We start from the raw sequence: 10,824 nt of genomic DNA, 5'->3' as shown, positions 1-10,824 counted from the left end.
GGCGTCGTCCGACCCGGGTTCCGCCGACTCGTCGACGGGCTCGGCGGTGTCGGCCCCGGCGTCGGCGGGCTCGCTGCCGGTGGGCTCGGTGGTGCGCTGGGCGGCGGTCGCCCCGGCGGTGGTGGGCTCGGAGGTGACGGGCTCGGCCGCAGGCTCGACGGCGGCAGGCGGGGCGTCGGTGACCCGGGCGTCGGCGTCGGTGGGCCGGACGTCAGGGGCGTCGGCGGGCGTCGCGCCCTGCTCCGGGCGGTTGCGCAGGCCGGCGACGCGGGGCCGGGTGGTCGGCGTGGTTGGGACGGGGCGGCGGCGGGACGGTGGCACTGACGTCATCTCCTCGGTTCACGCGCCGCCGGCGGCGACCGGCCCCAGCGCGCTGAGCTTCCAACCGCCGTCGGTGCGGGTCAGGTCCGTCTGGTACCGGTTGACCTTCTTCACCGACTGCCCGCCCTCCGGCGTGACGGTGGTCTCCACGACGGCGATCAGGTGCGCCTTCCCGGCCCGCGAGTCCAGCTCGGTGACGGCCGCGTCGAGCACCCGGCTCACGGTCACCGTCTTGGCGTCCTGGATCTGCTTCTTGCGGGTGTCCCGGCCTTCCTCGACCTCCGAGCGCAGCTCGCCGGTGGACGACTCCAGCCACCGGTTCAGGTCCTCGTCGACCTTCTTGTAGTCGAGGGTGGTGAAGTTCGCGATGCCGACCTGCCCGACCCGCAGCACCTCTTCCCGCTCCCGCGAGAACGCCACCGAGTCGTTGGCCGACGCGCTCCACCACGACACGCCGGCCCACACCGCGTAACCGGCGGCCAGCACCGCGAGCACGGCCGCGACCGGCAGCACCCACCGTCGAACGTCCATCGCCAGTCCCTCTCCTCAGCCCGGCAGACCGAGCAACTGCCCCAGGCTGGTCAGCAGCGGCACGTCGGCGGCCTGACCCGCGGTCGGCTCCCGACCCGGCTGCGACGTCGCGTCACCGGTGGGCGTCGTGGCCGGGGTGCCACCGTAAGGCGCGTTCTGCGCACCTCGCACGCCGGTGGCACTACCGGGTGCCAGGGCGCAGTAGGCCTGCGTGTTGAAGGCGGCCTGGCTGGTGTCGGTGCCCTGCCGGATCGCGGTGCTGTCGTAGCCGACCGTGCACGGCGGCGGGTCGAACACGTTCAGGGCCAGCCCGAAGTGCGCGCCCGTGCCGTCGCCCTTGGCCACGGTGAACCCGCCGCCGACGATGATCGGGTAGGTCACGGCGATCTGCTCCAGCCCGTCCAGCCGCGTGACCAGGATGTTCCCGGTGGTCAGCAGGTTGGCCAGCACCACGCCCAGGTTCGGCCCGGTCTCGCGCAGCAGCGCCGACACCTGCTCGGCGGCCTGCGGCGACACCCCGATGAGCCGGCGGAGGTCGGCGTCGGAGTTCTTCAGCTGGTCGGCCAGCGACCTCAGGTCGGCGGAGAACGACCTGATCGCGCCGCCCTGCGCGGCCTGCGTGTTCAGCACGACCAGCCCGCTGTCGATCAACGCCTTGGTCTGCGGCAGGTGGTCGGTCGCCGCCTGGGTGAACGACCTCGTGTTGTCCAGCAGCACCTGCAGGTCCGGCCCGGTGCCGTTGAACGCCAGGTCCAGCTCGTCCACCACGGTCCGCAGCGAGTCCGTCGGCACCGACTTCGCGAACGCGTCGAGGTTGGTCAGCAGGTCGTCCACCGGCGGCGGGGTCTTCGTCGCGGACCGGGGGATCACCGACCCGGCCTCCAGGTACGGCCCGTCCTCGCCGCGCGGGCGCAGGTCGACGAACTGCTCGCCGACGGCGGACCGGTTGGCGACCACGGCCTCCAGGTCGGCGGGGATGGCGGGCGCGTCCGGGTCGATGTCGAGGTCGACCTCCAGCCCGTCGGCGGTCAACCGCATCTGCCCGACCCGGCCGACGGCCACGCCGCGGTAGGTGACCTCGCCGTTGGTGAACACGCCGCCGGAGTCCGCGAGCTGCATCGTCACCACGTACCCGGACGAGCCGACCAGCCGGCCGAGCCCGACGTACCGGGCGCCGACGTAGCTCACGCCGACCAGTGCGATCAGCACGAACGCGCCGATCTGGAGCTTGATCCGACCGGGGATCACCGGCCACCTCCGAGCAGTCCGCCGAGCAGGTCGCCCAGCCCCGACGTGCCCCCGACGCCGGGCAGCGGCAGGTTCGGCAGGGGCAGCGGCAGGGACGGCGCGTTGCCGTCGATGCCGGGCAGGCCCAGGGACGGCAGCGGCGACTGCCGCGACCGGCCCAGGTTGTCCACGATCGAGCCGAGGTCCAGGTCGATGTCGGCGTACAGGTTCGTGTAGTCGCCCTTGATGGAGTCCAGCGCCGAGTCCGGGAACGGGTAGGTCAGCAGCAGCTCGAAGGCGTTGGGCAGGTTCGTGCCCGACTCGACCAGCTTCTGCAACGTCGGCGTCAACGCCTTCAGGTCCGCCACGACGTCGTCCTTGGACCTGTTCACCGTGTCGACCGCGACGTCGGACAGCGCGTCCAGCGACTGCAGCAGCGTCACCAGCTGGGTGCGCTGCTCGCTGAGCACCTTCAGGCCCGGCTCCAGCCCGTCCAGGACGCCGGTGATCTGGTCGCGCTGGGCGTTGAGCGTGCCGCCGAGCCGGTTGAGGCCGTCCAGCGCGCGGGTGATCTCGCCCTTGTGCGAGTCGAGGTCACCGACCAGGTGGTTCAGGTTGTCCAGCAGCGACCGGATCTGCGGCTCGTTGCCCTCCAGGGCCGCGTTCAGCTCCCGGCTGATGTCCTGGAGCTGGGCGATGCCACCGCCGTTGAGCAGCATGGACAGCGCGCCGAAGACCTCTTCGACCTCGGGGTTGCGGTTGGTCCGCTCGACCGGGATGACCGAGCCGTCGCCCAGGGCGCCTTCTTCGCGCCCCTCGGCGGGCCCGGCCAGCTCCACGTACTTCTCACCGAGCAGCGCGGACTGGCGCAGCCGGGCGACGGCGTTGCCGGGCAGCCGCACGTCGCCGTTGACCAGCACGGTCACCTCGGCGGTCCAGCCGTCCCCGCCCAGGTCGATCCGGTCGACCCGCCCGACGGGCACGTCGTTGACCTTCACGCCCGCCTGCGGCACCAGGTCCAGCACGTCCCGGAACTGCACCTTCACCGCGTACGGCCGGTCCCCGACGTCCGCGCCGCCGGGCAGCGGCATGTTGTAGACGCCGTCGAAGCCGCCCGAGCCGCACCCGGCCAGGACCGTCAACGCCACCGCGCCCGCCACGAGCGCACCGGTTCGCACAATCCTCACCGGGGCACCCCCGCGAGCGGCAGGGGCAGCGGCAGCTTGCCCTGGGACAGGTCGGTCAGCACTTCCGCGGGCGTCTTCAGCGGCACCGCGCCGGTGAGCAGGGGTTCCAGCTGACGGCACGTCTCGGACAGCGCGCCCGGCACCCGTCCCGGCTCGATGCCCTGGATCAGCTTGCAGACCAGCACGATCGGCGGCTGGTTCAGCTCGTTCAGGTCCGCCCTGGTGTCGAGCGTGCCGGAGGCCGCGTTGTAGGCGTTCTGGAGGTTGCCCAGGGCCAGCGGCCCGACGTCCAGCGCCTCGGCCAGCGACGCGCGCTGGTCCACGAGGACCTGCGTGATGCCGGCGAGCTTGTCCACGTTGGACTTGAGCGCGGCCCGGTTGTCCTGGATGAAGCCCTGCACCTGGCCGAGCGCGGTGGCCAGCTCGTTCAGCGCGCCGCCCAGGTTCTCCCGCTCGTCCGCGAGGAACCCGGCGACGTCGGCCAGCTGCCGGTTCAGGTCGCGCACCTGGCTGTCGTTCGCGGCCAGCATGCCGGTGAACTTCTGCAGGTTGTCCACGGTGCCGAACAGGTCGTCCTTCGAGCCGGACAGCGTGCGGGTGGCGTCACCGAGCTGCTTGATGGTGTCACCGAGCGCCTGGCCGTTGCCCTGGAGGTTGCCGGCCGCCGAGTCGAGCAGGTCCGACAGCGCGCCCTCCTTGTTCGCCCCGTTCGGGCCGAGCGCGGTGGTCAGCTCGTTCAGGCTCGCGTACAGCTCGTCCAGCTCGACCGGGGTGGCGGTGCGCTCGCGCGGGATGGTCGCGTCGTCGCCCATCGCCTCGCCGCCGGTGTAGGCGGGGGCGAGCTGCACGTACCGGTCGCTGACCACGCTGGGCGCGACCACGACCGCCTGCGCGTCCGCGGGGACCTGCACGGAGCGGTCGACCGACATCACGACCCTCACCAGCTCGCCCTGCGGCTCGACCTCGTCGATGGTGCCGATCCGGACGCCGAGCACCCGCACGTCCGAGCCCGGGTAGACGCCGACGGCCGCGCCGAACAGCGCGGTCAACCGGCGGCTGTTGGCGCCCTCGAACACCCACCACAGCGCCCCCGCGACCACCAGCGCCAGCACGCACGCGATCGCCACCGCGCGGGCCAGGTCACGGCCTGCTCTCGTCGTCGCCATCAGTTCCCCTCCCCGGCGGGATCGGACACGGCCGGAGCGGCGCCGTTGGGGGGTTGCCGCTGCACGCCCGGCGGGAGGCAGCCCTCTTCGTTGAAGCCGACCACGCCGAGGTTCACCGACGGTGGCAGCAGGCCGCAGATGTAGACGTCGAACCAGCGGCCGTTGCCCAGCGTGTTGGCGAACACCCGGAAGAACGGACCCATCAGCGCGAGGCTGCGGTCGAGCGAGTCCTGGTTGCGCTGCAACATCGTGGTGACCCGGTCCAGCTGCTCCAGCGCGGGCCGCAGCTGGGCGGAGTTGTCCGCGACCAGGCCGGACAGCTGCGCGGACAGCTGACGGGTGCCGGTGAGCAGGGCCCCGATCGCGGCCCGCCGCTTGCGCAGCTCCTCCAGCAGCAGGTTGCCGTCCGCGAGCAGCTTCTCGAACTGCTCGTTGCGGTCGGACAGGGTCTTGGTGATCTGGTTGGTGTTGGCCAGCAGCTGCGCCAGCTGCTCGTCGCGCGACGAGATCGTCTTCGACAGCGCCGACAGGCCGTCCAACGCGCCGCGCACGCTCTCGGCCGAACCCTGGAAGGTCTCGGAGAGCACCCCGAAGCTGTCCGCGAGCTGCTTGGTGTCGATCTGCTCGACCGTGGACGCCAGGCCGTTGAACGCCTCCTGCACGTCGTACGGCGACAGGGTGCGCTCACGCGGGATCGGCACGCCCGGGTCCAGCGGCTGCGACCCCTGCGGGTCCAGCGCCAGGAACTTCTGCCCGAGCAGGGTCTTGATCCGGATCACGGCGGTCGTGCGGTCGCCCACCCAGGCGTCGCGCACCCGGAACGACACCCTCACCTTGTCGCCGTCGAGCTCGACCTTCGTCACCTTGCCGACCTTGACGCCGGCCACCCGCACCTCGTTGGCCGGGACCAGGCCCGCGGCCTCGGTGAACTCGGCCGAGTAGGTCGTGCCGCCGCCGATGATCGGCAGGTCGTCGGAGTTGAAGGCGGCGAGCAGCAGCAGCGCGATCACGGTGAGGCTCACCGCGCCGACGGTCACCGGGTTGCGTCTGGTCTTCATCGGCGACACCTCGGCTGGGTGACCGGCAGGGCCGTGATCGGGATCGGCTTCGTGATGATCGGCGGCACGGCGACCTGGCCGGTGCCCTCGCACAGGAAGAAGTTGAACCACGACCCGTAGGACGCGGTCCGCGACATCGCCTCGATCTTGGTCGGCAGGCGCTGGAGGACGCCCTCCACGACCGCCTCGTTGTCCGCCAACGTCTGCGACACCAGGCCCAGGTTCGCGATGTCGTCCTTCAACGGCTGCCGCGCCTGGTCGAGCAGGTCGGCGGTCGTCGTGGTCAGCTCGCCCATGGCGCTGATCGCGTCACCGATCGGCTGCCGGTCGCCCGCCAGGCCCGTCGTCAGCTCCTGCAACGTCGTGACCAGCGTGGACACCTGCTCGGAGCGCGAGTTGACGGTGTCCAGCACGGCGTTGAGGTTGGTGATGACCTCACCGATCACCTGGTCGCGGCTCGCCAGCGAGGACGTCAGCGACGCGGTGTGGCGCAGCAGGCCGTCGATCGTGCCGCCCTCGCCCTGGAGCACCTTGATGATCTCGCCGGACAGCTGGTTGACGTCGTCCGGGTTCAACGCCTGGAACAGCGGCTTGAAGCCGTTGAACAGCACGGTCAGGTCGAGCGCCGGCTTGGTGCGCTCCAGCGGGATGACGGCGCCCGGGGCGAGCGCGGACGCGTCACCGGCACCCTGCTCCAGCGAGATGTACCGCTGGCCGACGAGGTTGCGGTACTTGATCGTCGCGGTGACCGACGCGGGCAGCGTCCGGTCGCCCTCCAGCGAGAACTCCACCTCGGCCAGCCGCCGGTCGACCACCCGGATGTCGTCGACCTGGCCGACCCGCACGCCCGCGATCCGGATGTCGTCGCCCTCGTTGAGCGCCGTCACGTCGGTGAACCGGGCGGTGTAGGAGGTCGCGCCGGCGAAGTTGACGTTCGAGATGGTCACCGCGAGCAACGTCGTCGCCAGGATCGTGATCGCGGCGAACACGGCCAGCTTGACCAGCGGTGCGGCCAGGGACCTCATGCCGTCACCTCCGCGCCCCGGTACAGGGGGCCGAGCAGCAGCGCGGTGAAGCTCGGCATCTCCCGCTCGGTCATCCCGAACTGCGGCGCGAGCAGCGCGGCCAGGAAGTCCTGCTCCTGCGGCGAGTTCGCCAGCGTCGGCACGCCGCCGAACGACGACGGCGACGTCGTGCCGGACTTGATCACCCCGGCGTCGGGCGGCAGCACGCCGTCGGAGGCCACGCGCCCGGCGGGCGGCGACGTCGAGCCGTCCTTGACCGGGCCCTCCGGCGGGTACTGGGGGAACGGGTCCGGCCGCGGCACGATGTCGTAGCAGCGCGGGCCGCGCTTGTCGGCGTACTCCGGGTCGTCCTTGCCCGGCTCGTACTTGCCGCGGTTGGCGGTGATCTCCAGCGTGATGTGCAGGCCGGGCTCGTCCGTGCCCTTGCCGAACACCTGGTCCATGATCGGCTTGAACTCGGAGAGGCCCTTGAGCAGGCACGGGTACTCGGGCGCGTACTTCGCCAGCAGCTCCAGCGTCGGCTCGCTCACGTCGGCCAGCCGGATCAGGTTGTTCTTGTTCACCGCGAGGAAGCTGTTCAGGTCGAGCGCCGTGGTGGTCAGCGTGCCGTACATCGCCAGCAGGTTGTCCCGCTGCTCGACCAGCGTGCGGCTGGTGACGGTGGCGTCGGACAGCGCCTGCACCAGGTCGGGGGCGGCGTCCGCGTAGACGTTCGAGACGTCCGCGAGGCGGCTGATGCCCTCCTTGAGCCGGGGCAGCTGGGGGTTGAACTCACCCAGGTAGGCGTCGAGCTGCACCAGCGTCTCGCCCAGCGGCTTGCCGCGGTTCTCCAACGCCTGCGACATCGCGGTCAGCGTGGTGGACAGCTTCTCCGGCTGCACCGCCTGGAGCACCGGCATCAGGTCGTCGAGGACGCGTTCCAGCTCGATGGCGCTGCTGGAGCGGTCCTGCTCGATGACGTCGCCCTCGGCCAGCGGCGCGTCCGCGTCCGACGGCACCACCAGGTTCACGTACCGCTCCCCGAACAGGGTCTTCGGCAGCAGCCGGGCGGAGACGTTGGCCGGGATGTGCCGGACCTGCTCGGGGTCGAGCGCGAGGTCGAGCTCCGCGCCGTCGCCCGAGGTCCGGATGGTCTGCACCTGGCCGACGACCATGCCGCGGACCTTGACGTCGGAGTCGATCAGCAGCTGGTTGCCGACCCGGTCGGTCTTCAGCGTCACCTTCACGACCTCGGTGAACGCGTGGTTGTACATCGCCACGGTGAACCACAGGAACAGGGCGATGACGACGATGAACACGACGCCCAGGGACCGGCGCTTCAGCCCGTCGGCCGTCATCCCGCGATCCTCACCGTCGTCGTGGTGCCCCAGATGGCCATGCTCAGGAAGAAGTCGAGCAGGCTCGTCGTGACGATCGCGGTGCGCACCGCGCGGCCGACCGCGACACCGACGCCCGCCGGGCCGCCGCTGGCGCGGTAGCCGTAGTAGCAGTGCGTCAGGATGATCACCACGGCGAAGACGAGCACCTTGCCGAACGACCAGAGCACGTCGATCGGGGGTAGGAACAGGTTGAAGTAGTGGTCGTAGGTGCCCGCCGACTGCCCGTAGAACTCGACCGTGATCAGCCGGGCCGCCAGGTACGAGGTGAGCAGGCCGATCACGTACAGCGGGATGATCGCGACGAAGCCCGCGATGATCCGCGTGGTGACCAGGAACGGCAGGCTGGGGATGCCCATGACCTCCAGCGCGTCGATCTCCTCGGAGATCCGCATCGCGCCCAGCTGCGCGGTGAAGCCCGAGCCCACGGTGGCGCTCAGGGCCAGGCCCGCCACCAGCGGCGCGATCTCGCGGGTGTTGAAGTACGCGGACACGAAGCCCGCGAACGCCGACGTGCCGATCTGGTTCAGCGCGGTGAAGCCCTGCAGGCCCACGACCGTGCCGGTGAACACCGACAGGCCGACCATCACGCCGATCGTGCCGCCGATGACGGCCAGCGCGCCCGACCCGAAGCTCACCTCGGCCAGCAGCCGCAGCGTCTCGCGCAGGTAGCGGGTCAGCGTGCGCGGCGTCCAGCACAGCGCGCGGATGTAGAACCACAGCTGGTCGCCGAAGGTGTCCAGCACGCTCAGCGGCGCGTTCGCCGCCTTGCGGAACCGGTCGTTCATCGGGGCCATCTCAGCTCCCCTTCGCCGGGACGACCTGGAGGTAGATCGTGGTGAGGACGAAGTTCACGAAGAACAGCAGCAGGAACGTGATGACCACGGCCTGGTTGACCGCGTCGCCAACGCCCTTCGGACCACCCGCCGGGTTGAGCCCCCGGTAGGCGGCGACGATGCCCGCGATGAACCCGAAGATCAACGCCTTGATCTCGGAGATCCACAGGTCCGGCAGCTGCGCGAGGGCGCTGAAGCTCGCCAGGTACGCGCCGGGCGTGCCGTCCTGCAGGATCACGTTGAAGAAGTAGCCGCCCATCACGCCGACGACGCTGACCATGCCGTTGAGCAGCACGCTCACCAGCATCGCGGCCAGCACGCGCGGCACGACCAGGCGCTGGATCGCGGAGACGCCCAGCACCTCCATGGCGTCGATCTCCTCGCGGATCGTGCGCGAGCCGAGGTCGGCGCAGATCGCTGAACCGCCCGCGCCCGCGATGAGCAGCGCCGTCACGATCGGGCTGGCCTGCTGGATGATCGCCAGCACGCTCGCCGCGCCGGTGAACGACTGCGCGCCGATCTGCCGGGTCAGCGAGCCGATCTGCAACGCGATCACCGCGCCGAACGGGATCGACACCAGGGCCGTCGGCAGCACCGTCACGCTCACCACGAACCAGCACTGCTGGATGAACTCCCGCAGCTGGAACGGGCGGCGGAACGTGTTGCGGACCACGTCGATGCCCAGGGCGAACATCCGCCCCGTCTCGCGCAGCGCCCCCACGCCGGGGAACGCCGCGGGCGCGCTCACAGCACGCCCCCCTGCCGGGGCCACGGACTCGGCGTGATCGGGTCGGCCGAGATCGGGCCGGTCCGGTCGGCGGCGTCCGCCATCACCCGGTAGTGGGCACGTTCCTCGGGGGTGAGGCTCTCGATGATCCCCTGCTGCGCCTCGGGCGGCAGCGTGTGCAGGATGCTCATCACCCGGTCCTTGCGCCGCCGCACCGCGCCGCGCGGCGGCAGGCCGGGCGTCGGCTCCAGCTGCGGCACCACGCCGCGCACGTCCTCGTCGGGCGGGCCGTCGGCGTGACCGGCGTCGCGGTGCGCGAGCTCGGCGGCCATCGTGGCCTGGTCCTTCTCCTCCGACATGCCGATCGGTCCGATGCGGCGGCCGTTGAGGAACTGCTCGACGACCGGTTCGTCGCTGGTCAGCAGCACCTCGCGGGGGCCGAACATGACCAGTTCGCGACGGAACAGCATGCCGAGGTTGTCCGGGACCGTACGGGCCACCGTGATGTTGTGCGTGACGATCAGGATCGTCGCGTCGATCTGCGAGTTCAGGTCGATCAGCAGCTGGCTCAGGTAGGCCGTGCGGACCGGGTCGAGGCCCGAGTCCGGCTCGTCGCACAGGATGATCTCGGGGTCCAGCACGAGGGCGCGGGCCAGGCCGGCGCGCTTGCGCATGCCGCCGGAGATCTCGCCGGGGAGCTTCTTCTCCGCGCCGACGAGGCCGACCATCTCCATCTTCTCCAGCACGATGCGCCGGACCTCGGCCTCGGTCTTGCGGGTGTGCTCGCGCAGCGGGAAGGCGACGTTGTCGAAGAGGTTCATCGAGCCGAACAGCGCGCCGTCCTGGAACAGGACGCCGAACAGCTTCCGGATCTCGTAGAGCTTGTGCTCGGAGCAGCGGACCAGGTCCACGCCGTTGATGACGATCTTGCCCTGCTCCGGTTTCAGCAGGCCGACCAGCGACTTCAGGAACACCGACTTGCCCGTGCCCGACGGTCCGAGCATCACGCTGACCTCGCCCGGCGGGAGGGTGAGCGTGACGTCCCGCCAGATGGTCTGCTTGCCGAAGGACTTGGTCAGGCCCTCGACGACCACCTCGACGCCCATCGCACCTCCTGGTCAACGGCCCGTTCCCCGACGCCGGACAGGCCGGCGTCATACCGGTGCAACGAGGCCGCCCCGTCGTGGTTACTCACCAGTTGGGTTAAGGCGGTCTCGGATGGGTAACGGTGTGAGCAGCCTCATGCCGTCACCCTCCGCGCCGGCACCCGATCGTGGGCCAAGCCCGTCGAGGCGGTCAAGATCGCCGGCCGACCAGCCTGGTCGTCGGCGGCCGGCCGGACTACGCGCAGAGCGCCGCGGGCGGCGTGC

General features: G+C 70.9%; 10 protein-coding genes and 1 pseudogene. All 11 read right to left on the bottom strand.

Features of this window, described 5'->3' with window-relative positions:
- A pseudogene (locus AB0G02_RS08500) lies at positions 1-330 on the bottom strand (hypothetical protein); the annotation flags it as partial.
- A gap of 9 nt (positions 331-339) precedes the next feature.
- Entirely contained in the window at positions 340-852 is a 513-nt protein-coding gene (locus tag AB0G02_RS08495; RefSeq protein WP_360791329.1) for a nuclear transport factor 2 family protein, read from the bottom strand.
- 15 nt (positions 853-867) lie between these two features.
- Positions 868-2,100 carry an MlaD family protein gene (locus AB0G02_RS08490; protein WP_360791326.1) on the bottom strand — a complete coding sequence of 411 codons (1,233 nt, stop codon included), beginning with the start codon at positions 2,098-2,100 and terminating at the stop codon, positions 868-870.
- The gene (locus AB0G02_RS08485; RefSeq protein ID WP_360791334.1) at positions 2,097-3,260 is read right to left on the bottom strand and encodes an MCE family protein; all 1,164 of its coding nucleotides are present in this window, start codon (positions 3,258-3,260) and stop codon (positions 2,097-2,099) included. The genes AB0G02_RS08490 and AB0G02_RS08485 overlap by 4 nt, the downstream gene beginning before the upstream one ends.
- 2 nt (positions 3,261-3,262) lie before the next feature.
- Complete coding sequence (locus tag AB0G02_RS08480) at positions 3,263-4,432, bottom strand: MCE family protein (RefSeq protein ID WP_360791323.1); 1,170 nt, start codon at positions 4,430-4,432, stop codon at positions 3,263-3,265.
- Positions 4,432-5,490: an MCE family protein gene (locus AB0G02_RS08475; protein ID WP_360791322.1), complete on the bottom strand. Its 1,059-nt coding sequence runs from the start codon at positions 5,488-5,490 to the stop codon at positions 4,432-4,434. Before AB0G02_RS08475 ends, AB0G02_RS08480 begins: the two co-directional genes overlap by 1 nt.
- The gene (locus AB0G02_RS08470; protein WP_360791319.1) at positions 5,487-6,515 is read right to left on the bottom strand and encodes an MlaD family protein; all 1,029 of its coding nucleotides are present in this window, start codon (positions 6,513-6,515) and stop codon (positions 5,487-5,489) included. Before AB0G02_RS08470 ends, AB0G02_RS08475 begins: the two co-directional genes overlap by 4 nt.
- A complete protein-coding gene (locus AB0G02_RS08465) occupies positions 6,512-7,852 on the bottom strand; it encodes an MCE family protein (protein ID WP_360791316.1) in 1,341 nt (446 codons plus the stop codon). The genes AB0G02_RS08470 and AB0G02_RS08465 overlap by 4 nt, the downstream gene beginning before the upstream one ends.
- Positions 7,849-8,688 (bottom strand): ABC transporter permease, encoded by an 840-nt coding sequence (locus AB0G02_RS08460; RefSeq protein ID WP_360791313.1) that lies wholly within the window; start codon positions 8,686-8,688, stop codon positions 7,849-7,851. Before AB0G02_RS08460 ends, AB0G02_RS08465 begins: the two co-directional genes overlap by 4 nt.
- A gap of 1 nt (position 8,689) precedes the next feature.
- Positions 8,690-9,421: an ABC transporter permease gene (locus tag AB0G02_RS08455; RefSeq protein WP_360791331.1), complete on the bottom strand. Its 732-nt coding sequence runs from the start codon at positions 9,419-9,421 to the stop codon at positions 8,690-8,692.
- 50 nt (positions 9,422-9,471) lie between these two features.
- Positions 9,472-10,560, bottom strand: a complete 1,089-nt coding sequence (locus AB0G02_RS08450; protein WP_360791310.1) for an ATP-binding cassette domain-containing protein — start codon at positions 10,558-10,560, stop codon at positions 9,472-9,474.
- Positions 10,561-10,824 lie beyond the last annotated feature (264 nt).

Origin of the sequence: Actinosynnema sp. NPDC023658 (assembly GCF_040639995.1) — a bacterium.
Classification (GTDB): domain Bacteria; phylum Actinomycetota; class Actinomycetes; order Mycobacteriales; family Pseudonocardiaceae; genus Actinosynnema.
This window is presented reverse-complemented; position numbering and strand designations above follow the sequence as displayed.

Coding starts and splice junctions, on each gene's coding strand:
- AB0G02_RS08495 (WP_360791329.1), bottom strand. CDS start 852: ATGGACGTTCGACGGTGGGTGCTGCCGGTCGCGGCCGTGCTCGCGGTG.
- AB0G02_RS08480 (WP_360791323.1), bottom strand. CDS start 4,432: ATGGCGACGACGAGAGCAGGCCGTGACCTGGCCCGCGCGGTGGCGATC.
- AB0G02_RS08475 (WP_360791322.1), bottom strand. CDS start 5,490: ATGAAGACCAGACGCAACCCGGTGACCGTCGGCGCGGTGAGCCTCACC.
- AB0G02_RS08470 (WP_360791319.1), bottom strand. CDS start 6,515: ATGAGGTCCCTGGCCGCACCGCTGGTCAAGCTGGCCGTGTTCGCCGCG.
- AB0G02_RS08465 (WP_360791316.1), bottom strand. CDS start 7,852: ATGACGGCCGACGGGCTGAAGCGCCGGTCCCTGGGCGTCGTGTTCATC.
- AB0G02_RS08460 (WP_360791313.1), bottom strand. CDS start 8,688: ATGGCCCCGATGAACGACCGGTTCCGCAAGGCGGCGAACGCGCCGCTG.
- AB0G02_RS08455 (WP_360791331.1), bottom strand. CDS start 9,421: ATGTTCGCCCTGGGCATCGACGTGGTCCGCAACACGTTCCGCCGCCCG.
- AB0G02_RS08450 (WP_360791310.1), bottom strand. CDS start 10,560: ATGGGCGTCGAGGTGGTCGTCGAGGGCCTGACCAAGTCCTTCGGCAAG.